The 22,606-nt window shown below is 44.2% G+C and carries 17 protein-coding genes; 14 read left to right on the top strand and 3 right to left on the bottom strand.

Annotated elements, in window-relative coordinates:
- Positions 1–67: 67 nt before the first annotated feature.
- From CH367_RS18985 to CH367_RS18955, 6 genes are all read left to right on the top strand, one after another.
- Positions 68–535 (top strand): SRPBCC family protein, encoded by a 468-nt coding sequence (locus CH367_RS18985; RefSeq protein WP_100764224.1) that lies wholly within the window; start codon positions 68–70, stop codon positions 533–535.
- A gap of 19 nt (positions 536–554) precedes the next feature.
- On the top strand, positions 555–1,112 hold the full coding sequence (locus CH367_RS18980; RefSeq protein ID WP_100764080.1) for a dihydrofolate reductase family protein: 558 nt from the start codon (positions 555–557) through the stop codon (positions 1,110–1,112).
- Between the two features lie 12 nt (positions 1,113–1,124).
- On the top strand, positions 1,125–2,651 hold the full coding sequence (locus tag CH367_RS18975) for an MFS transporter (RefSeq protein ID WP_100764079.1): 1,527 nt from the start codon (positions 1,125–1,127) through the stop codon (positions 2,649–2,651).
- On the top strand, positions 2,648–3,175 hold the full coding sequence (locus CH367_RS18970) for an SRPBCC domain-containing protein (protein WP_100764078.1): 528 nt from the start codon (positions 2,648–2,650) through the stop codon (positions 3,173–3,175). Before CH367_RS18975 ends, CH367_RS18970 begins: the two co-directional genes overlap by 4 nt.
- 266 nt (positions 3,176–3,441) lie before the next feature.
- Positions 3,442–3,849, top strand: coding sequence for a DoxX family protein (locus CH367_RS18960; RefSeq protein ID WP_100764076.1), 408 nt, complete (start codon positions 3,442–3,444; stop codon positions 3,847–3,849).
- The gene (locus tag CH367_RS18955) at positions 3,824–5,215 is read left to right on the top strand and encodes an amidase (RefSeq protein ID WP_244284641.1); all 1,392 of its coding nucleotides are present in this window, start codon (positions 3,824–3,826) and stop codon (positions 5,213–5,215) included. The genes CH367_RS18960 and CH367_RS18955 overlap by 26 nt, the downstream gene beginning before the upstream one ends.
- Before the next feature lie 23 nt (positions 5,216–5,238).
- Here CH367_RS18955 and CH367_RS18950 read toward each other — a convergent pair whose 3' ends face one another.
- Both CH367_RS18950 and CH367_RS18945 read right to left on the bottom strand, forming a co-directional pair.
- Positions 5,239–6,267, bottom strand: coding sequence for a hypothetical protein (locus CH367_RS18950; RefSeq protein ID WP_100764075.1), 1,029 nt, complete (start codon positions 6,265–6,267; stop codon positions 5,239–5,241).
- Between the two features lie 54 nt (positions 6,268–6,321).
- Positions 6,322–7,758, bottom strand: a complete 1,437-nt coding sequence (locus CH367_RS18945; protein ID WP_100764074.1) for a RecQ family ATP-dependent DNA helicase — start codon at positions 7,756–7,758, stop codon at positions 6,322–6,324.
- A gap of 107 nt (positions 7,759–7,865) precedes the next feature.
- On the opposite strand from CH367_RS18945, the gene CH367_RS18940 reads away from it, so the two are divergent.
- From CH367_RS18940 to CH367_RS18910, 7 genes are all read left to right on the top strand, one after another.
- Positions 7,866–11,273 carry an exodeoxyribonuclease V subunit gamma gene (locus CH367_RS18940; protein ID WP_100764073.1) on the top strand — a complete coding sequence of 1,136 codons (3,408 nt, stop codon included), beginning with the start codon at positions 7,866–7,868 and terminating at the stop codon, positions 11,271–11,273.
- Entirely contained in the window at positions 11,270–14,449 is a 3,180-nt protein-coding gene (locus tag CH367_RS18935; RefSeq protein ID WP_100764072.1) for a UvrD-helicase domain-containing protein, read from the top strand. The genes CH367_RS18940 and CH367_RS18935 overlap by 4 nt, the downstream gene beginning before the upstream one ends.
- Positions 14,449–16,314, top strand: a complete 1,866-nt coding sequence (gene recD, locus CH367_RS18930) for an exodeoxyribonuclease V subunit alpha (RefSeq protein WP_100764071.1) — start codon at positions 14,449–14,451, stop codon at positions 16,312–16,314. Before CH367_RS18935 ends, recD begins: the two co-directional genes overlap by 1 nt.
- Positions 16,315–16,367: 53 nt before the next feature.
- The gene (locus CH367_RS18925) at positions 16,368–18,734 is read left to right on the top strand and encodes a SpoIIE family protein phosphatase (RefSeq protein WP_165783341.1); all 2,367 of its coding nucleotides are present in this window, start codon (positions 16,368–16,370) and stop codon (positions 18,732–18,734) included.
- Between the two features lie 121 nt (positions 18,735–18,855).
- Positions 18,856–19,797, top strand: a complete 942-nt coding sequence (locus tag CH367_RS18920) for an ABC transporter ATP-binding protein (protein ID WP_100764069.1) — start codon at positions 18,856–18,858, stop codon at positions 19,795–19,797.
- Positions 19,794–20,555, top strand: a complete 762-nt coding sequence (locus CH367_RS18915; RefSeq protein WP_100764068.1) for an ABC transporter permease — start codon at positions 19,794–19,796, stop codon at positions 20,553–20,555. The genes CH367_RS18920 and CH367_RS18915 overlap by 4 nt, the downstream gene beginning before the upstream one ends.
- Before the next feature lie 12 nt (positions 20,556–20,567).
- Positions 20,568–21,425 (top strand): SDR family NAD(P)-dependent oxidoreductase, encoded by an 858-nt coding sequence (locus tag CH367_RS18910; protein WP_100764067.1) that lies wholly within the window; start codon positions 20,568–20,570, stop codon positions 21,423–21,425.
- 26 nt (positions 21,426–21,451) lie between these two features.
- Here CH367_RS18910 and CH367_RS18905 read toward each other — a convergent pair whose 3' ends face one another.
- Positions 21,452–21,769 (bottom strand): winged helix-turn-helix transcriptional regulator, encoded by a 318-nt coding sequence (locus CH367_RS18905; RefSeq protein ID WP_208862014.1) that lies wholly within the window; start codon positions 21,767–21,769, stop codon positions 21,452–21,454.
- Between the two features lie 110 nt (positions 21,770–21,879).
- On the opposite strand from CH367_RS18905, the gene CH367_RS18900 reads away from it, so the two are divergent.
- Positions 21,880–22,581: a hypothetical protein gene (locus tag CH367_RS18900; RefSeq protein ID WP_100764065.1), complete on the top strand. Its 702-nt coding sequence runs from the start codon at positions 21,880–21,882 to the stop codon at positions 22,579–22,581.
- Positions 22,582–22,606: the final 25 nt, after the last annotated feature.

The raw sequence follows: 22,606 nt of genomic DNA, 5'->3' as shown, positions 1-22,606 counted from the left end.
ATCCGCGACAAGGCGATCCGAGCGGAATCTTTCGAAGTATATTCAAGAAACATAAAGGAGAATGATCATGACGAATTCGAATCAATCTTTACCTTCCGTTTCCGATCGGGAAGTGGTCAGCATCCGAGTCGTAAACGCTTCCAAAGAACTCACGTTCCAAGCTTGGACCGATCCCCAACACCTCCAGAACTGGTGGGGCCCGAAAGGATTTACGAACACGTTTTACGAATACGATCTAAAACCCGAAGGCAATTGGCGTTTTACGATGCACGGTCCGGACGGAACCGATTATCCGAATCACAGCGTATTCGTCGAAATTTCAAAACCGGACAAACTCGTTTTCGATCATATCTCCGGACATTTCTTCCGGGTAACGACCACATTCGAGGAAGAATCGCCTAACCGCACAAAGGTGACTTTTCGTATGCTTTTTGAAACTGCGGAAGAATGTGAAAGATCCAAGAAGGTCGTCATACAAGGAAACGAGCAAAACTTCGACAAACTCGAGGCCGAACTCGCAAAAATGTCGGCTTGACTCAAAACGGTAACAAACTATGAGAAAGATCATTTTTCAGATGATGACGTCGTTGGACGGATATTTCGAGGGACCGAGCGGAACCTTGGACTGGCACGTCGTCGACGAAGAATTCAACCTATACGCGATCGACCTTTTGAACAACGTCGACGCTCTTATCTTCGGGAGAAAAACATACGAACTCATGGCGAGTTACTGGCCGACCAAAGGAGCGATCGAAGACGATCCGATCGTCGCGTCCAAAATGACCGAGTTAACAAAAATCGTATATTCTAAAACCTTAAACAAATCGGATTGGCAAAACGTAAAATTCTCCCGAGGCGAAAACATAGGGAAAGAATTGAACGAACTCAAAAGTCTTCCCGGAAAGGACATGGCCGTTTTCGGAAGTTCGGATCTGAGTCTCGATCTGATACGGGAAGGTTTAATCGACGAGTATAGAATTTTTGTGAACCCGGTCGTCTTAGGCGGGGGCAAAACGCTCTTCCAAGGAATCAAAGACCGGATAAAACTGAAACTCACACAAACAAGAACGTTCCAATCCGGAAACGTTTTACTCTATTATAAAAATCAGTAAGAAGCAAACAGAATGAATTCCACAAATACGAATCTAGCGGGAAAAAAAGAATGGATCGGCCTTGCGGTCATTGCCCTTCCCTGCCTACTCTACGCGATGGACCTTACGGTCCTTTATCTCGCGGTTCCTCATCTCACCGAGGAACTCAAACCCACCGGCTCACAACTTCTGTGGATCGTGGACATATACGGATTTTTGGTCGCCGGATTTTTAGTCACCATGGGAACGTTAGGCGATCGTATCGGCAGAAGAAAACTTCTGATGATCGGCGCGGCGGCCTTCGGAGTCGCTTCCGTTCTTGCGGCATTCTCCAAAACCGCTGAGATGCTCATTGCAACCAGAGCCTTACTCGGAATCACCGCGGCCACCTTGGCTCCGTCCACTCTATCACTGATTCGTAATATGTTTTTGGACGCGAATCAGAGGACGGTTGCGATCGGAATCTGGGGAACGAGCTTTTCCATCGGAGGAGCCATCGGTCCTTTGATCGGAGGATTGCTTCTCGAACATTTTTGGTGGGGTTCCGTATTTCTTTTAAGCGTTCCCGTGATGATTTTGCTTTTGATCGTGGGACCGAAACTATTACCCGAATTCAAGGATCCGAATGCGGGAAGTTTGGACATACCGAGCGCGGTTCTTTCGTTGGTTTCCGTGCTCAGCGTCATCTACGGACTCAAACAAGTCGCCGAAAACGGATGGGGAATTCTTCCCTTACTTTTTATATTGGCGGGTCTTCTAGTGGGAGCGCTTTTTATCCGAAGACAACAAGTCTTAAAAGATCCGTTGATCGATCTTCAATTGTTCAAGGTTCCCGCGTTCAGCGCGGCCTTAATCGCAAATTCGTTGACGATCTTCGTGGGACTCGGAAGTTTTCTTTTTCTCGCTCAGTATCTTCAATTGGTTCTCGGCTTATCGCCGTTAGTTGCCGGATTTTGGACCTTACCATCCGCCGCGGGAAACGTCATCGGTTCTCTTACGGTTCCCGTTCTCGTTCGTAAAATCAAACCGATCCTCGTCGTATCGGGTGGACTTGTTCTCACCATGATCGGACTCGTCTTCTACGCGTTAGTCGATTCGACCTCGGGATTGATGTATGTGGTGATCGGTTCCGTAATCATCTCTCTCGGAATCTGTTCGGTAGTCATCTTGGGAACCGATTTGATCGTAGGTTCCGCTCCGCCGGAAAGAGCCGGAGCGGCCGCGTCCATTTCCGAAACGGGTGTGGAGTTTGGCGGAGTATTGGGAATCGCGGTGCTCGGAAGTATCGGAACCGCAGTTTACAAAAATCAGATGAACGGGGTTGTTCTTTCTGGAATCACTCCCGAATCGATCGAACCGGCCAAAGGAACGTTAGGCGCCGCTGTCGCATTAGCAAAAGAACTTCCCGATCACATCGGACCTTCCCTTTTGGATCTCGCCAAACAGGCGTTCACCGATTCTTTCCAACTGGTTTCGATCATCTGTGCGGCGATTTCCTTTCTGTTAGCGATTACAGTCATTCTTATGCGTAAGAGTTTGGAAAAGGGGGAAGAATCATGAGCGTACAAAACGAAGTAAACGTCGAAATTCGGGAGCGAGAACTGATTCTAAGCAGAATCTTCGAAGCTCCTCGAAATCTAGTCTATCGCGTCTGGACCGATCCGAAACATATCGTTTTCTGGTGGGGGCCAAAAGGTTTTACGAACCCGATTTGTGAAGTCGATCTCAAAGTCGGCGGCAAATATCGTTTCGTAATGCGTTCTCCGGAAGGAATCGATTATCCTTTGCAGGGAGTTTATCTCGAGATCGTAGAAAACGAAAAGATCGTAAGCACGGACCTGATGGAAGATCATCCGATCGAATGGAAGAACGAATTGCGGGATAAACTCGAAGGCGCCCAAGACACATCAAACTTTATCGCCACCGTGACGTTCGAAGATTATCAGGGGAAAACAAAACTAACCATTCGTAGTACGTTCGCGTCTAACAAGGTAAGGGACGCATTCAAAGAAATGGGAATGATCGAAGGTTGGACCGAAAGTCTCGTACGTTTCGAAGCAGAGTTGTCCAAAACAAAAAAATAATATTACAAATCGATAAAGAATCCGAACGACATAGAATGAAGACTGGTTGCAAATATGAAAAAAAGAATCGAAATCAAAGGTGCCACGAATAGTCCGACCGTAAAACCCGAATCAAGCCGGGGAAGAATTCTGATTCATCCGGCGCTAAAAGATTTATACATATCCGATAAAACCGACTTGGATTTCGAAAAACGGTTGAAACCGGAGTATCTATCCATGATACAGTCTCTCCTGTTTTAACATTAAGGATCTTATCCGAGGAAAACATGAAAGATAAAATATTAGGAATTCATACTTTAAGCGCGGACGTCGCTTCGCTTTTGCTCAGACTCATTTTCGGTGGTCTGTTCATCTATCACGGTTATCCGAAATTGACGAACTTCGACCAGATCATTCCCATGTTTCCCGATCTGATCGGAATCGGCGCAAAAACCTCTTTGATGCTCGTCGTATTCGCCGAATTCTTTTGCGGAATTTGTGTCGCGATCGGTTTGCTCACACGCCTTACCGTGATTCCGATTTTTATCACGATGTTTGTCGCGTTTTTTATGGCGCACGCAAACGACGCGTTTCAAGTGAAGACCTTGCCGTTCGTCTATCTTTTGTTATCCGTAGTTGTGTTCGTTTCGGGAAGCGGCAAATTCTCGATTGATAAATACATCTTCAAAAAATAAGATCCGAAACGAAAACGGACCTTATTCTTTCCCGATCGATCCGTCGAACTACAAGGCGGATCGTTCGATCTTAAGGGAGAATGATATGAATGAACAAGCTCCGAATCCAAATGATAATATCAAAAATACGGAATATACGTTTTTAAGCATAAACAAACTCGGAGAATTGATACGAAGTCGAAAAGTTTCTCCCGTCACCGTCGTATCCGATTGTCTGGAAAGAATCGAACGTCTCAATCCTCGACTGAACGCATTCATCACCGTAACCGCGGAACAAGCCCTTCAAGAAGCCAAACTCGCAGAACAGGAAATCGAAAAAGGAAACTGGAAAGGCCCCCTACACGGAGTTCCTATCGGTATCAAGGATATGTTCGATACGGCCGGGATCAAAACCACAGCGGCCTTCGTTCATTTTCAAAATAGAATTCCAAATCGAGACGCGATCGCCGTCACAAGATTGAAAGATGCCGGAGCGATCGTCATCGGAAAAACGAATCAGCACGAACTCGCCGCGGGCACAACTTCCATACAAAGTCATTACGGAACGGTTCACAATCCGTGGAATCTAAATTATATCGCGGGAGGATCTTCCGGGGGTTCGGCGGTAGCCGTTGCTTCAGGTCTTTGTTATGCGACATTGGATACGGACGCGATCGGTTCCTGCAGACTTCCTGCTTCTTGTTGCGGGGTTGTCGGCTTTAAAGCGACTTACGGACTTTTAAACTTACAAGGAGTTCTGGAAGGAGAACCTGTTGACGAAACCATCTTAACTCTGGCACACGCGGGTGTGATGACTCGAAGCGCGGAAGATACTGCGATTCTTTTCAAAGCCTTGTTGGACCCGCAGGACGATCGAAACAAAAAAATCTTAGAATGGAAGTTCGACACAAATCAAACTACTTCTTTCAAAATCGGATTTCCCAAAACATTCGTCGCTTCCGATGAGATCCGAACCAACTTTGAAATCGTAAAGAAAAAACTCGCCTCACTCGGAAATACATTATGTGAAATTGATGTTCCGCTTTCACCCGGCTTTGATTTGAGCCGCGTTCGGGAACATCGCGCCGATGTCGCAAAGATTCTTTTTTCGGATTGCGACGTTTTGATTTTACCCACGACCACCGAAACCGTATTGAAAATTTCGGATGCGAGCTCAAAAGGTCCCTTGGCCTTGTCTTCCGAGAATACGTTTTTCGCAAACTACTACGGAATCCCCGCGATCAGCATTCCATCCGGTTTTTCTTTGGATGGATTGCCGATCGGTTTTCAGATCGTCGCGGGACAACACGAGGAAGAAAAAATTTTCGAACTGGCCGACCGGTATCAAAACGAAGCCGATCGGCAACTGCGTCACCCTATTTTATAAAATCTGAATGTCGTTTATCATTTTTAGAAATTCAGGGACTGGATTCTTCTTTCCAATTCCTTAGGTCCCATGAGCTCCCATTCCGGAACGATCTTTTCCTCTTTACCGATTACGGTTTCACGAATCCAAAGTTGCCAACGTTTGACTCCGGATCGTTTCAAAGCGTAAAGAATCGCTTTTTCTCCCATGGGGAGATTCGGAAAATACACTTTACCGGAGGGATCTTTGTAAGAAGGCATCACGGAACGAATCGAGGGAAGAATCAAATTATACGTAGTTTCGTCTTCCCAAGTCGGATGGTTCACGTCCAGAGTCAGGGGCAATAAACGAATTTTCATATACAGGAAACGATCGCAGTTGATCCAACCCAAGTTGAGAATCGGATAATAAAACGACCGGGACACCTCCATTCCTTCGGACATGTTAACGCTTTCGCTCCGTGTCGGTTGCGCACTTTGATTTTTGGTAAGCGAAGGCAAAGCTGATATTCGTTCCTCCGCGCCGGATCGAATGAGATTCTTCCCTTCCTCGTTTTTGGAAACGTTAGACGTCTTTGTAGTTTCCGTGGACCAATCCACGTTCCCTTCGTTCGTTTTAGTTCCGTAAAAAACCTGATATCCGGGCTCGAAAGCGGATGGAAATAGAACCTGTGGAGGATTTTTCGGGTTGGACTTCGCTTTCACGCCCTTTTCGGTGAATGCGTTTAACAAAATCATTCCCTTTGTTTGAATCGGACTTTGACCGGACGAGGTGCTCAAACCGGAAAGTAAGATGTCTGCATTTTTATAATATTCTGATATTTCAATTCTGATCGGAGATTGAATCGGATTTCCGTCCGATCCCAAAAGACTTCCGGAAGGAAAACGAATTTTGGTTCCTTCTTCCGCTTCGATCTCGGAATCCCTTGTGGGATCGATCACAAAAATCTGAACGGACTTATAACGCGCGGTTCCGATCCATTCCCAACGTTCGGGAAAAGTCAAACGTTCCCAAGTCGCACAATTGACAAATAGAGATAGGGATAAAAGAATCCAAAACGACTTACGAATCATAATCACCTCTTCTAAAAGTGGTATCGATTCCTATTCAAACTCGGTCAAAAAATTTCAGATTCTTTTACAGACGTCGCAGTTATCACATCCGTTGAATTTCGCGTCGAAGTATTCGTATACGAATTCCCGTCTGCATTTTTCCGATTTAAGATATAAGAGCATTTGATACAAACGTTTGAGGCTTGTTTTCTTTTTTTGTTCCAAGAGTTCGACTGATTTCAATTCTTCCGGCAACGGGTCATCCAATGTCAAAGAATTCTTCTCCATGTCGCCCGATGTAACCCCGTGTCGTTCGAACAAGTTGAGAACCGTTTGAAGTCTATGATCTCCTCGATTTTTATGAACGACCTTCGATTGAAGTTCGTCGTATTCGACGGAAGAAAGTTTTTCACCGAGTTGTTCCATCGTCTTATACACACGCGAAATAAAAACCGCGTCCGGATTTTGCCATTCGATAAAATCCATAAGAACGGTAAGATCGTCCTGATTGTAAAACACGTGGCAATCGGATGTTTCCCCGTCCCTTCCCGCGCGTCCGATCTCTTGATAATAACCTTCCAAAGAGGAAGGAAGTTCCGCGTGTATGATCGTTCTTATGTTCGGTTTATCGACTCCCATTCCGAAAGCGTTCGTCGCAAGAAGAATCGTATCCTCCGATTTTAAGAATTGATTTTGAATCTTCTTTCTTTGATCGGGATTCAACTTTCCGTGATACACTTTATGGGAAATTTTTTGAACGTCGAGTTTCTCGCTGAACTTTTCGAGACTTTGTATGAGATTGAAGTAAACGATCGTACTTTTCTTTTGTTTTTTTAAAAGTTCAAGAACCGCATCGGACTTGGAAGGTTCATCCACAAAGGTCTGAACGTCCAAAAAAAGATTCGGACGGCATATTCCTTCGTTGTAAACCTCGATCTCGGATTCGTTCAAACCCATCTGAAGAATCACGTCTTTTTGAATTTCCAGAGTTGCGGTTGCGGTTAACGCGATCGTGGTTGGATTTTTAAGAATGTTTCGAAATTCCGCGATCTTAGTATAATCCGGTCTGAAGTCGTGGCCCCACTGACTGATACAATGAGCCTCGTCGATCGCAAGAAGAGAAACTTTCCGATCTTTTAAACAATCGATAAATTCTTTCTTACGAAATCTCTCCGGGGAAACGTAGATGATTTTGTATTTCCCTTGTTTTAAATTTTCATAACTCGACAATCGTTCCTGTTTGGAAAGGGAAGAATTGATAAAAGCCGCGTCGATCCCCAAACGTTTCAACTTCACGACCTGATCCTGCATCAACGCGATCAAAGGAGACAAGACTACCGTCAAGCCGTCCAAGGCGAGCGCGGGAAGTTGATAACAAATCGATTTACCCATACCGGTCGGCATGATAACCAGACAATTCTTACCCGAAAGAACGTCCGAAATGATCTTCTCTTGGGAAGTTCGAAACGATGAAATTCCGAAAAGAGTTTTGAGAGAAGAAAGGGAAGTCATTACGATTAGAATTTGCGAGCGATCTTTAAGAGCAAGAGAAAATGTAATTACTTGCCACGGCGTCGAATTCTTGGAATGCTCGTATTTCGAGACCGGGGAAAAATCGATTGTCCATCACGCATATCACAAGTTTATCGCTCGAGGATATCGCGTCCGAACTTTCTAAAAATATTTTCGAGGAAAGAAAAAAATTCCCGTTGTATTCTCCCGTGATCGTGGTTCCGAGCACGAACATGAAACTCTGGTTGAATCTGAATCTTTCTCGGATCGACGGACTTTCCGCGAACCTTCGTTTTCTTTATCTCGAAAAAGCTCTGGAAGAATATTATCATCTCAGAGCGGGACTTGACTACGATCCGTTTCAACGCGCGTTCCCCAGTCAGGAAGCGACTCAAAGAAAAATTCTCTCCTATCTAATTCAGAATAAGGACGAGGAAGAAACGAAGTTTTTGCGTTCTTTTTTGAAAAGTTCGACAAGGGCTTTCTCCTTAAGCGCAAAACTCACTTCGCTTTATAAAGATTACGAATTAAACCGATCTTCTTGGATTCAAACTTGGGCCAAAGAAAAAGGAATCGAGATTCCCTCCATATCGCGTCGTCCAACTCCGTTTCCGAAGGAAGACGAATACTATCACTTTCAAAAAGCATTATATCAAAACGTGTTCTTGAATTCGAAAGAACCGAACACTCTCGTTCAGTTTCTATTGAAGGAAACGCAGAAGAATCGAATACATTCTCCGCGCAATTTTCCGTCCCTTCATCTTTTTTGCCTTTCCAATCTCGCGGATACGTATCTCGGAATTTTGGAATCTCTTTCCAAAAAGGACAAACTCCCCGTTTATCTTTATCAATTTCATACGGGCCAAATTTCAAATTCGCATAACGTAGAATCCGAAGGACCGGAACGATGGGCCAACCCGCAGATTCATATCGCATCGAGAACCGCGGCAATTCCCGGCGTAAAAATCCGGAATCTTCAGGACTTACGTCCGTATCCGAAAAAACTGGAGAATCTTAGAAATCTTTTGGCCGGAAAAGAAAGAGCGCATAACGTGTCGTCTTTGTCGGAAGATTCTTCCGTTCGTTTTTGGAACGCTCCTTCCGCCTATCGGGAAACGGAATCCGTCGCAAACGATATTCTATATAGGATGAATAACGATCTGAGTCTGACGTATTTGGACTTTGCGGTTTTGGTCACGGACATGCAGACTTATCGTCCCGCCGTTGAATGGGTGTTAGACGGTGGAATTCTTTTACAAACCGCGGAGAATACGAATCCGATCCGGAAAAAAATCCCCTATTCCTTGACGGATATCAAGGCGAACGAAGCTTCTCTGCTCTATCGAGGACTGATGAGTTTTTGGGAGATTTGTTCCGGAAGCTCCGTCGATAAAAACGCATTACTCAAACTTTTAAGAAACCCGCTTCTTCAAAAAAGAATTCGTCTGCGTTCTCAAAACCTAAACGATCTCGAAAATACGATCGAAACGTCCGGAGTTCGATACGAGGAAACGGGAAGAGAAAAGGATTCATTCCAAATCTCTAATGGATTCAAAAGGATCCGTCTTTCTACGATTCTTTCTCGGGAAACTTCCTGGAACAAATATAAGATCGCGCCAATCGCGCTGGAGACGGACGAAAATTCTTCCCAACTGACCGAGTTCTGGGAAACCGTTCTCGGTTCGAAAGCGAAAATTCTTTCGTTTTCAAAAGAGGAAACGATTCACTGGAGTTCCGAATATTTAAAAAACGTAAAGTATTCTCTCGAAGAACTTTTTGAGTTCACGGAAGAATACGAACAGGAAGGAAAACTCTTTCACGGTTGGGTCGAATCTTTTTTCGAATGGGAAGGAATTCGACTTCAAAACAAGGAAGAAGGAATCGCACTTTTAAAATTCATCACGGAACAGATATTCGATCAGGTTCCTTATCGAAAAGGCGCGTATCTCACCGGCGGCGTTACCGTTTCACTTTTACAACCGATGCGTCCGATTCCTTTCAAACACATTTATATATTAGGACTCGGCGAAGGAAAATTCCCCGGTTCTAACGATCGTTCTCAACTCAATCTAAGAAAAGACTTTCAGGAAGAATGGGATATTTCTCGAAGAGAAATTCAGGAATCGCTTTTGTGGGAAACCATTCATTCCGCAACGGAGTCCGTAACGTTCAGTTACGTGGGAAAAAATCTTCAAGAAGATAAGACGTTCGAACCTTGTTCCCATCTTTTCGAGATCATGGAGGCGTTTCAAACGAAGGAAGCGCTCCAACTCCCATTGCATTCGTATAGTATAAAATACGAACATAGTCCCGAACAACTAAAACAGGGTCTCGTAAGTTACGACTTTGCGAGAACCTGGGTGAACGGAATCCGAAAGGATCAGCACATACTCGATCGTTTTCAAGATCCGAACGAACTCACTCGAATTCATTCAACCTCCGTCGCTTCCGGAATCGACGTAAAGGAACTTTCCCAATTTTTGAGCGATCCTTTGGACACATATCTCAAACGAAAACTCGGAATGTATCTCGAAGAGGAAGAATCCTCCGAAACCGAAAAAGAACCGTTCGATCTGGACGCGATCGCGGAAGCTTCTATATTAAAGAAAGTGCATGCGTTGATGATTCCCGATCTGGTTTCGGAGAAACCTTGGACTTGGGATCGGGAAAAAATTTCGGAAGCGTTATCCCCTATCTTGGAAATGGAAAAATCTTCCGCGAAGTTTCCTCAGTCCGTATTCGGAAAACTTCAGGAAGCCGATCTCGTTCAATACTTAGTTACCACAAGCGAACTTCTTTCCGAATGGAAACCGTTGTTTCAAGGCGGAAAATATTATCCGTATTTGAGTTTGGGCGACACCGGATTGCCGGACGCGATCTGCAAAAAATTACCTCCGCTCAAAGTCCCTTTGGAATCCGGAGACTTCCGCATCCGTGGAGAATGGGAACACGTAGTCGAAAAGGACGGAAATCTTTATTGGCTATTCTCCAAAAGCCTCGAAGACAAACCGAGCGACGATTACTTCGGTTATAAAGATTATTGGAAGGTGATGAGTTTTCCGTTTTTAACCGGAATCGCGTTCGCATCCTCGAACGAAAACTTCAAAATCTACTCCTTCAAACCCCGCCCTTCTCAAGAATCAAAAAAGAAGAATATTCTAGAAATAGAATATAATGTGGAAACCTCCTCGATCGGAACCGAATATCTCGCAAAAATCGTCTCCGATTATCTAAAAGAAGAGCCGGTGTTTTTTCCACGAAGAGCCTTTCTCAACTATTACGTAAAAAATATCCAAGGAAACACCGGAAAAAACAAAACGCCGGACGATTCGAGCAAGTTTGACGATGAAGCCGGTTGGCTCAACTTTCTCAAGGAAGAATTGAACGGAGTGAAAGACGGATTGTCTTCTCTCGTAAAACTTTATCCGAAAACCCCGGACTTGATCTTAAAATCCGAAATACGATGGGCTAAAAATTTTTACAAACCACTCCTCGATTGGAAAAAGGATTCATGAGCGGAAACCGTCCTTATCAATTAAAATCGAGTTTTATAGAGGCTTCCGCCGGAACCGGAAAAACGTTTACGATCATGGAAATCGTAGGAGATCTCATTTCCGTTTATAAAATCCCGTTGACTCAAATTCTAATTCTTACCTACACCGAAAAGGCCGCGGGGGAACTGAAAGAAAGACTTAGAAAAAAATTGATCGCATCCGGGTTCGATAAGGAAGCGAGGGAACTCGACCAGGTTACGATTTCAACTATACACGGTTTTTGTAATATGATTCTGCAGGAATATCCCGTGGAAACCGAAACTCCTCCGAACTGGATTCTCACCGATTCCAAAGAAAGACTGAGCGCCGCCCTATATCGTCTTCAACACGAAGAATGGAATACACAAGTCGAACCGGATCATCTGGAGAATTTTCTTTCCGAATCCGATTATATATCACAAAAAGAGAATATTATTTCCGTAGGCTCCAAACTTCTTAGCGGAAAAAAATATCCGTATTCGAACGAAACAACTCCGATGAGCGCGGAAACGTTCAACCAAAAGACCGCATTGATCGCGGTGGAAATGGTGTCCGAGGAATTCAAAACCGGAGAATGGATGAGTTACGATCGGATGATTTTAAAAACGAGGGACTCTCTCGAAAATCCTCATCTTCGAAAGGCTCTTCAGGAAAGATATAAAATCGGAATCTTGGACGAATTTCAAGATACGGACTCCGCTCAGTACGAAATTTTTTCACGTCTCTTTTTAGAAATGGAATCCAAGGAAGAATCGCAAAGATTCTTATATCTCATCGGCGATCCGAAACAATCCATCTACGGCTTTCGAGGAGCGGATATAGGAACCTATCTGCGCGCCAAAAAAGAATTAAAGGAAAAACAGGCCGAAGAAATTCCTTTGAACGTCAATTACAGATCCGTCCCCGAGTTGATCCGAGCCTATAACGAAATCTTCGGCGGAAAAAAAGGAGAACAAAGTTTTTTCCCGATCGTGGAACGAGGTTTCGAATCTACTCCGATCGAATACGTTCCGGTTTCCTATCCCGAACAGGAAGCCAAGATTTTGTTAAGCGACAAACACAAGGACGGTCCGATCACCATCGTGAAGTTCGGCGGAAGGGAATTCTGGAAAACGGACGACGCAAGAAACGCTTGGGGACAATTTATCGCGGAAGAAATCCTGAAGCTTGCACAGGATGAAAACCCTTTCTTGTATAGAGTCCGCGAAAAATCGAACGAACAAGAGCGCATAACGGAGAAACGATTGAACTTCCGTGAAATCGCGGTTCTCGTAAAGAGCAAGGCCGAAGGGAAACTCGTAGAACAATCCTTAAAACTCAGAGGAATTCCTTGTTCGTTTTACAAACAAGAAGGGATCTACCAGAGTCCGGAATCGTATCAAATTTCCAATATATTCGAATGTCTTTTAGATCCGAACAAACCTTCCTCTTATCGAAAACTTTTATTGGGCGACTTGTTTCAGATTCATCCGAATCACCTTCCGGCATTCGACGAACATTCCATCGATTCTTATGAAAAGACAACGCTCGATCGATGGAAAACTCTTGCGATGGATCGAAAGTTTTCGGAACTTTTCCGTTCCATCGAGGAAGACAGCAGAATCTTTTTAACGGAAGACGAAACGGATATCGACTGGGAAAGAAAAAGAACGAACTACAGACAGATCTTTCGAAAACTACTTCAATTTCAAATTACGAACCAAGCGGATCTCGAAGAAGTATTAGAAGAATTGAAACTACTCCAGACCAGCTCCAGAAACGAGGAGGAACTGCCGCTTTTCGAAAAAGAAACCGAAAAGGACGCGGTCCAGATTCTTACCTTACACGCGTCCAAAGGATTGGAGTGGCCGGTCGTGTTCTTATTCAACCTTTCGGGTAATTTTGTTCCGGACGTTTACGATTATCCTGCGATGGGAGAGGACGGACAAAGATTTTGGAAAATCAATTTCTGGGACGAACCCGAGGAAAAAGAATTTAGCAAAGAAGAATATTCTTATCAATCCCTAAACGAAAACAAAAGACTTTTGTATGTGGGAATCACGCGTCCCAAGGTTCGGCTTTATCTTCCGTTTTACACTCCCGTAAATCATAAGAAAACAAGGGATTCCGCATATTATAAAATTCTTTATCCGAGACTTCAAAGTATATTAGAAAACGATCCCGATCCGAATCTGTTTAAAAGCGTTTCGTGGACTCCAGTTCCTTTGGATCAGACGGATGTTAGCAAACGAAATCGAATCCAAAATTCCGATGTCCGTTTAACACCGCTGATTCATCACGAATCGGGAACACAAAAAACGATTTATCTGCACAGTTATTCTTCCTTGAGAACCAAGGCCAATGTTACGGATAACGTGGCTCTTAGTGTTTTGGACGAAGCGGGTCTGCTCAAATCCGACGACGCGGAGAATCTGGAAACCGCGATCGAGGACGCGCTTCCATCTTCGGCTTCGACCGGTTCTTTTTTACACGCGCTTTTGGAAGAATTCGACTTTTCGATTTTTAAAACGAAATCGCCGAAAGAGATCCTAACGAACGATAAAATTCTTTCGAGAATGGACTTCCATCTGGATTACTTTCAACTTTCAAAAACATCCACACGAACTTCATTTTTCGAAAGAGAAATTTATCAAAGAAGATCCGCAGAAATACTGTGGAACACTCTCAACGCGGATGTTCCCTTACAAAACGGAAAACCGTTTCAACTCGTAAATCTTTCGAAGGAAAATAGAATCTCCGAAATGGATTTTCATTTGGATCTGGATCCGGAAAAAATCGGTCCCGGAAATTTCTTAAAAGGTTCCATTGACTTAGTCGTTCAGATCGAAGATAAATTCTATCTTGCAGACTATAAATCCAACCTCCTCGAAGACTATTCTCCTTCTTCCTTAAAACGAAACGTGGAAAACGCCGAAAGCAGATACGATCTGCAAAGGGATATCTACGCGATGATACTTTACGAATATCTAAAGAACCTTTTCGGCGCGGACGAAGCGATCTCAAAGATAGGCGGAGTATATTACTTTTTTCTAAGGGGCATGAAAAGCGGAGAAACCTCCGGAATTTATTCCGATTTCGATTGGAGTTTGGAGAGAATGGAAAAAATCCGTAGAACCGTAAGGGAACTCACCTCGTTTTCCTGGGAAGAGGAACTCTGATGGAAGAATTCTTTCCAAAATTTATCGAAAAACTGAAAGCGGACATCCTGGATCTTCGCGAGTCGACCTTGTCCAATCCGAGCACGAAAAGTTTTTCCGAAGAGGATTCGAACACTCTATTAGAAATTTTGAATTCGATTTGGGACGCGACCGAAGAAGGAAACCTCTGTGTTCCGGTCGCCAAAGAATGGAAGAACGTATTCAAATTAAAACCACCCGGTTTGGTCGTCGAAAAAATCGCGAACGAAGAATGGGTTTACTTCGAAAAAACGCATCAATCCAAGATCGAATTGGAACAACTTCTTAAAAAAAGAATCGAAAATAAAGTTTCACCGAAGGTCGACTTACAACGCGCCGAAGAAATCTTAAAAAGTTTAGAAGCAAAAAGTTTCCCGTTGAAAAAAGCGCAGACGAAAGCGGTTCTTTCCTGTCTCAACTCTTCTTTTCAAATCGTAAGCGGCGGACCCGGAACGGGAAAAACCACGGTTGTGGCTTTTCTATTGGAAATTTTGAACGGGCTCGGACAACTCCCGGCTCCGGAAGAAATCGCGTTAGTCGCACCGACCGGAAGGGCGGCTCAAAGACTTACCGAAGCGATTCAGGAAAATCTAAAAAAGATTTCCGAAATACGGGATTCTCACTTTCTACGCGGGCAAACCATCCACGGACTTCTTTCCTACAAACAGTCGTTAGGCGATTTTTATTACAACAAACAACGTTATCTTCCGCATCGACTGATCATCGTGGACGAGGTTTCGATGGTCGATTTAAACTTAATGCTTTCCTTATGGAACGCGATCCCCGAAAATCCGAAGGACGAAGACGTTCCGTTCCGGTTTATTCTCATCGGAGATCCGCATCAACTTCCCTCAGTGGACAAAGGCGCGGTGTTAAGCGACTTCCTTTCCGTTCTAGAATCTCATAAAACGGACTATATCTCCAAGCTCGAAGAAAGCAACCGTCAGAAACCGAACGCAAAAGGAAACGTTTCCAAAATCGTAACGCTTGCTGAGGAGATTCTCCGATATTCTCCCGAAAACTTAAACTTAGGAACCGCGATCGACGACAATTTTGCTAAAACGACATCGATCCAAGAAGATTCGAAATACGAAAGCGAAGTCGTATGGTTGCAAAATCCTTCGAATAAAAACAAGGATCTGAGTTCGAGAGACGAGGTAGTTGATAAACTTTGGAACGAAATTTTCTTTCCTCAGATTTCAAGAATCGGAACTTGGAAGATAAAAAATTCTTCCGATCTAAACGAACCCGGGTTCGTTCAAAATTTCCAAAACGAACTCAAACGATTCCGCTGTCTTACGGTTTTTAGAAACGGCTACTGGGGCGTAGAAGCGATTCAAACAAGGATTATGAACGTCGCCGTTCAGGACTTGTTTCGCAAACGAAATCAGAATTCGTTCGTGAACCTCCATCCGAAACGTCTTGCCAAACGACTTTACTTTATCGGACTTCCGATCCTGATTCTTCAAAACGACAAAAGTAGAAAACTATTCAACGGCGACATCGGAATCGTATTGAGAATGGAATCGACCGGAGAACTCAGAGCCGTGTTTCCGATCGAAGGAAAATTATTTCCGTTCGCGCTCGACACTCTTCCCGAACACGAACCAGCGTTTGTGATGAGCATTCACAAAAGTCAAGGTTCGGAATATGATACAATTCTAATCTATGTTCCCGATCACCCCGAATCCAAAGAGGACGAACGATCGCACAAACTTCTCAATCGGCAGATTCTTTACACAGGAATCACAAGAGCCAAAAACCAAGTGATCCTCGCGGGCAATCCGAAAACTTGGGAAATCGGAATCGCAAATTCCCAAAAAAGAAATACCGGTTTTAAAATCTAAAACGAATAGAAAAGGATTGCTGTCCTAAGGTTTACGTTTTATGAATGGTCCTCATGATTCGCCTATCAAGACGAACGATTCGAAACTGTATTACGATTTTATTGCTTTCCTGCTTCGTCTTTTTTTGTAAACGATCCGTAGAACCGTTTCCAAAAGCGAAGAACGGAATCATTTCGATTCCCGCCAACCTATTAGAACAAGGTCATATTCTTCCCTTAGAGGGAGAATGGAAATTCGAAGAAGGTTTCGGTAAAACAAAACCGCTCGGCCCAATCCAAGTTCCGGGCTTTTGGGAAAATAGCGAATACCCGAACTATAAGGGAAAGGCATTCGGCTTTGCGACGTATCGCCTGCAAATAACCGGGCTCGCGCCCGGAGAATACGCGATCAAGTTTCACGAGATTCACAACGCATATCGCGCGTATGTCAACGGAAGAATCGGTTTGCAATTCGGAACCCCTTCTCCGGACGCAAAAGAAGAAGTGAGAAAAATCGGAAAGCCGATCGTTCGTTTTTCCGTGGACGAAAAAAACCCGAACACCGAAATCGTATTAGAAATTTCGAATTGGTTTGAAGGAGTCGGAGGCATACGAAGAACTCCCGAATTGGGAACGGACTCGTTTATGGCCGGAGCCGATAAGACCAGACGTAGTTTCGATTTTTTGACGTTCGGAGCCCTTCTTTTTTTCGGATTTTCCAGTTTCGTATTTTATCTTCTTACGAAGGAAGAATCCTCTTCGCTTTATCTCTCCTCGGTTTGTGCGATCCTTGCACTGAGAATTCTTTTCACCGAAGAACATTACATTTTTGAAATGTTTCCGGGTTTTCCTCCCGTTTTGGAATTCAGGATCGACGTGGGCAGTCTTTTTATACTTGCTTCCGTGTTTTTGAGTTATATCCGTTCCTTGTTTCCGAACGAATTCAAAACGATTCCTTTTCGGATTTTTCTCGCGCCGAACCTCGTCTTCTTTGCGGCCTTCTGGTTCCTTCAAGGAGATCCTCTGGAAACCCTCGTGGAATCGTATCTACTTTATATGATCGTAATGATCGGAGTTGTGTTCGTAGTGATGGTCCTTGCGACGATCCACAAAAGAACGGGTTCGTTCGTTTTTTTGGCGTCTTGTTTTCTTCTTCTGATCGGAGCGCTCAACGACACGTTATCCAGGCTTAGCATCCTTCCGACTCCGTTTATCGTCCCTTATACGTTTTTATTGTTCATCGCGTTTCAATCGCTTTTGATTTCGATCCGTTACAGAAGTCTTTTAAAGTTTACGGACACTCTCAATCAGGAATTACAGATCAAGTTCCGCGCGATTTCGGCTTCGGTTCAGGAAGCGATTTTGGTTTCGGATATATCGGGAAAGATCCTCTTCTGGAACGAAGGCGCAGTAAAAATTTTCGGATGGGAAGGAGAAGAGATTCTAAATTCTCCCTTGGAAAGAATTCTTCCCGAAAGAAATAGAAAAAAACACCGCAATGGTGTACAACGTTATTTTTCTTCGAAGCGCAAACGAGGAACTCCTAAACCGTTCGAGATGATCGGATTGAAAAAAGACGACACCGAATTCTCTTTGGAGTTGTCCCTTACCGATTGGAAAATCGAAAAGGATCATTACATAGGAATCATCATTCGCGACGTCACTCAAAGAAAAAATTTGGAATCTCAGAGGGACAACGCTTTGAACGTGCTTCAATCGGATCTTCATACCGCCGAAAAATTACAGAAGTCCATGTTCCCGAATCCTCAATCCAAGGACTGGCCGTTTTTTTGGTCCGTTACCTATCTTCCTATGGGCCCGATCGGCGGCGATATATACGATATTCGTAAAACGAAAAACGGTTCCTGGAGATTTTTTATCGCCGACGCGACGGGACACGGAACCCAAGCCGCGCTTTTGACAATGGCGATCAAAGCGGACTACGATACACTGAAAGACTCGGACGAGGAACCCGGAAACATATTAGAACAATTGAATGAAAAAATTCTTCCCATGTTCCGAACGTTGAACTCCCTTTTTACGGCTTTCGTTTTGGATTGGGATCCGAAATCGGGGAAGGTTCAATACGCTTCGGGAGGTCATCCGGAGCAGTTGATTCTTTCGGAAAAGGAAAAGATCGTGTTACCTAAAACGGGTCCGATTCTCGGTTTAAAAAACGCGGCGAAGTTTCAGACAAAATCATTTCGATTCGAAAACCCGTTCCGACTTTTTCTTTTTTCGGACGGGGCCTTCGAAGTATTTGATAAAAGCCTAATGCAGTTATACGGAGAGGAAAGATTTCATTCTTATCTTCAGCAAAACGTTTATACTCCGATTCAGGAGATATTGGATTCTCATCTTCAAATCCTCTATCGATTCAGACAATCGCAGGATCTTACGGACGACCTCACCCTACTCGCAGTCTCTTTGGGGAATGAATGATAAAATCATATTCCAAATCCCTTTTGAAAAATCGAAATGATGCTGGGCGGGGAAACCTGATTTAGTATTTTAGACATTCTATCCAATTGATTTTACATTACGAAAAAATTCAGGAAAGAATATGAAACCGAAAACGAAATCATCCATCGTCTCCGTAAACGATCTTTCTAAATATTATGCGAACGGATTTCAGGCTTTGAAAAACGTTTCTTTAGAAATTCAAGACGGAGAAATCATCGCGCTCCTCGGTCCGAACGGCGCGGGTAAAACGACTTTAATCTCCGTCATCTGCGGCATCGTAAACCCGAGCGGCGGTTCTGTGCACGTCGCAGGCAAGAACATTCTCAAGGACTATCGTTACACGAGATCCTTGATCGGTTTGGTTCCTCAGGAACTCAGCGTTCACGCGTTCGAATCCGTTTGGGCTACCGTAAGTTTTACGAGAGGGCTTTACGGAAAATCGCCTAACCCCGATTATATCGAAAGACTTTTAAAGTCCCTTTCTCTTTGGGAAAAGAAGGATCAGATGATTCTCACCCTTTCGGGAGGAATGAAACGCCGCGTCCTTATCGCGAAGGCTCTTTCCCACGAACCAAAAGTTCTTTTCTTGGACGAACCCACCGCGGGCGTGGACGTGGAACTCAGAAAGGATATGTGGAACATCGTCCGCAACCTTCGTGAAAACGGAGTGACTATCATCTTAACGACACACTACATCGAAGAAGCCGAAGAGATCGCGGACAGAATCGGCGTGATGAACAAGGGAGAATTGATCCTCGTCGAAGATAAGAAAGAGCTAATGCACAAGCTCGGTAAAAAACAACTGACGATCGATCTGACTCAGACCTTGAAAAAAATTCCGGCTACGTTAAAGACGAAGGGACTCGAGATCATAAACAACGGAAAACAACTTCTTTACACGTATGATTCTCACGGAAAACAAACCGGTATATCGGCATTACTTCAGGATCTCAAAAAGGCGAAGATCGAATTCAAGGATTTGAATACGACCCAAAGTTCTTTGGAGGAAATTTTCGTTCAGTTGGTTAAGGAGTCACAATGAATCTGCACGCTGTCAAAGCCATTTATCTTTTCGAGATGTCCAGAACTTGGAGAACACTTTTTCAGAGCATCGCTTCTCCAGTCATTTCAACTTCTCTTTACTTCGTCGTATTCGGTTCCGCGATCGGTTCCAGAATCCAAGAAGTGGACGGAGTCGGTTACGGTTCGTTTATCGTTCCGGGTTTGATCATGTTGTCGTTATTGACGGAAAGTATTTCCAATTCTTCTTTTGGAATTTACTTCCCCAAGTTTACGGGAACGATCTACGAAATTCTTGCGGCTCCGATTTCGATGGCGGAAATCGTGATCGGTTTCGTCGGAGCGGCCGCATCCAAATCGGTGATCTTAGGAACGATCATGCTTGCGACCGCGTCCTTGTTCGTCCCCGTTAAAATCGCACACCCGTTTGTGATGATTCTTTTCCTTTTGTTGACTTCGATCTCATTCAGCTTATTCGGATTCATCATCGGGATATGGGCCGATAGTTTTGAAAAACTTCAGATCATTCCCTTACTCATCATCACTCCCCTTGTTTTTTTAGGAGGAAGTTTTTATTCCGCGAGTATGCTTCCACCTTTTTGGCAAAAGGTAACTCTTTTCAATCCGGTTCTTTATCTCGTAAGCGGATTTCGTTGGAGTTTTTACGAGATCGCGGATGTAAGCGTTGGCGTAAGCCTTTCGATGGTCTTCTTGTTTCTTACGATTTGTTTAACCCTGGTCTGGTTGATTTTTAAAACCGGATACAAAATCAAAAAGTGAATCTAAAAAATCATGAACCTAAATCATTCTTACAACGGTAAAAAAGTTTTTATCTCGGGCGGTTCCACCGGAATCGGCAAAGGGCTTGCGATCGCGTTGGCGAAACAAGGAGCGAGCATCGTCGTTTCCGCGAGAAATAAAAAAACCTTGGAAGCGGCCGTGGACGAACTCCGAAAGATCGGCTCGAAAGACGCGACATTCGACTTCGTAGTCGCGGACGTTTCCGATCCTTCCCAAATCAAAAAGGCCGCTAAAAAGGCGCTAGGAATATTAGGAAATATTGATTTACTCGTATGTAACAGCGGTTATGCGAAAGTGGGAAAAGTAAGCGATCTGGAAGAATCCGACTTTCGTCAGTTGATGGACGTGAATTTTTTCGGGCACGTCAACACCATCCGCGCGTTCCAGGATCAGTTCGTCAAACAGGGATTTGGCGACATCGTGATGATATCCTCCATGCTCGCCACCTTTTCGATCTACGGTTACGGCGCCTATTCCGCGAGTAAATTTGCGATCACAGGATTTGCGCAATCCCTACGTCAGGAAATGATGCTTCACGGAGTTCGAGTTAAAGTTTTTCTTCCGCCGACCACGGATACTCCCGGCTTGGAAAAAGAGAATCAGGACAAACCGGATCTTGTTAAGGAAATCGAAATGGGTTCCGCGATCAATGCCGTTCACTCCGTCGAAAAAGTCGCGAACGCTTTTTTGAAATGGCTTCCGGGGAAGAAATTCTTAGGTTATGCGACTTGGGATTCCTGGCTTCAGTATTTTTTAGCGAGACATTTTCCGGAATGGACCTTGCTCATTGCGGACGGAGAACTTAGATCCGCTCAAAAACGTTTGAATCAAAAGGCGCAGGCGAGTTGATTATAAAAAACTAATATTCTCACTCGTCACGTGTTCGTGTTGCCCCATGTACGCAAGGCTTTGAGAATCGGACCCAGCGACTTTCCTTTTGCCGTAAGTTTATATTCCATACGCGGTGGAGATTCGGAATAAAGAATCTTATTGATAAAACCGTTTCTCTCAAGTTTCTTCAACCGATCGGACAAAAGAGCCGGCGTTATTCCATCCAAAGCCGTTTCAAAATCGATAAAACGCCGTACCTCGGACACGGTAAAAAAATCCCTCAGAATCATAATCGTCCAACGTTCTCCGATTAAATCCAAGGTTTTTGCCACCGGGCAGTCGAGTCCGTAGGATCGTTCCACTTTCTTCATATTGATTTAAAAAAAGTTTGTTGACAAGGCGGTGTCAAGGACGTTTTGGTAGTAACTATTAAAATAATAGTTACTACCAAATCAATATGCAGGCACCCTCTATGATTACACAGTTTGAACTGATTTTCGGAATTTTTGCGACCGGACTCACTTTCGTATTGAGTTTATTCATCATCCTGAAACAGGTCACAAGGATAAATTCGAGGTTTGTATTACCTCTGTCCCTCGTTCTGAGCGCTTGGTTCGGATTGATCTGGATATTGGGCGCAAACGGTGTCTTTCGACCCGAAAAACCTTCCCCGATCCCAGTCGGTCTCGCGATCTTCTTGCCGGTACTTTTAGGAAGTATCGTAATCGCTCGGTCTGCTTTCATTCAAAAAGTTTTATTGAACATCCCACAGGAGACTTGGATCGTTTTGCATATCGCACGTTATGTGGGCTCGTTGTTCATTTGGTTTCACTTAAACGGAAAACTACCGCCGACATTCGCGTTCACCGCGGGACTCGGAGATTGTTTCGTAGCTACGCTCGCTCCGTTCGTAATTTGGGCGATCAAACGCGACGAAAACAAAAATCCCACAAAAATATTATGGATATTTAATATATTAGGAATTCTCGATTTTATGACCGCGGTTACCTTGGGAACCCTATCGTCCGACGGGCCTCAGCGTTTGATCTTAGAAACGCCCTCTTCGAGTCTGATCGGGAACCTGCCTTTGATCCTGATTCCCGGATTCGGAGTTCCGTTCATCGCATTGGTACATGTAATTTCTATAATGAAGCTTCGACGGGGATTGGCATAAGAGAATCTTCGGAAGCGCTAAGAAA

Origin of the sequence: Leptospira barantonii (assembly GCF_002811925.1) — a bacterium.
Lineage (GTDB): Bacteria > Spirochaetota > Leptospiria > Leptospirales > Leptospiraceae > Leptospira > Leptospira barantonii.
Note: the sequence above shows the minus strand (reverse complement) of the source record. Positions and strands in the feature narration are given on the sequence as shown.

Coding starts and splice junctions, on each gene's coding strand:
- CH367_RS18900 (WP_100764065.1), top strand. CDS start 21,880: ATGATTACACAGTTTGAACTGATTTTCGGAATTTTTGCGACCGGACTC.
- CH367_RS18985 (WP_100764224.1), top strand. CDS start 68: ATGACGAATTCGAATCAATCTTTACCTTCCGTTTCCGATCGGGAAGTG.
- CH367_RS18925 (WP_165783341.1), top strand. CDS start 16,368: ATGATTCGCCTATCAAGACGAACGATTCGAAACTGTATTACGATTTTA.
- CH367_RS18980 (WP_100764080.1), top strand. CDS start 555: ATGAGAAAGATCATTTTTCAGATGATGACGTCGTTGGACGGATATTTC.
- CH367_RS18960 (WP_100764076.1), top strand. CDS start 3,442: ATGAAAGATAAAATATTAGGAATTCATACTTTAAGCGCGGACGTCGCT.
- CH367_RS18945 (WP_100764074.1), bottom strand. CDS start 7,758: ATGACTTCCCTTTCTTCTCTCAAAACTCTTTTCGGAATTTCATCGTTT.
- CH367_RS18970 (WP_100764078.1), top strand. CDS start 2,648: ATGAGCGTACAAAACGAAGTAAACGTCGAAATTCGGGAGCGAGAACTG.
- CH367_RS18950 (WP_100764075.1), bottom strand. CDS start 6,267: ATGATTCGTAAGTCGTTTTGGATTCTTTTATCCCTATCTCTATTTGTC.
- CH367_RS18920 (WP_100764069.1), top strand. CDS start 18,856: ATGAAACCGAAAACGAAATCATCCATCGTCTCCGTAAACGATCTTTCT.
- CH367_RS18915 (WP_100764068.1), top strand. CDS start 19,794: ATGAATCTGCACGCTGTCAAAGCCATTTATCTTTTCGAGATGTCCAGA.
- recD (WP_100764071.1), top strand. CDS start 14,449: ATGGAAGAATTCTTTCCAAAATTTATCGAAAAACTGAAAGCGGACATC.
- CH367_RS18975 (WP_100764079.1), top strand. CDS start 1,125: ATGAATTCCACAAATACGAATCTAGCGGGAAAAAAAGAATGGATCGGC.
- CH367_RS18910 (WP_100764067.1), top strand. CDS start 20,568: ATGAACCTAAATCATTCTTACAACGGTAAAAAAGTTTTTATCTCGGGC.
- CH367_RS18935 (WP_100764072.1), top strand. CDS start 11,270: ATGAGCGGAAACCGTCCTTATCAATTAAAATCGAGTTTTATAGAGGCT.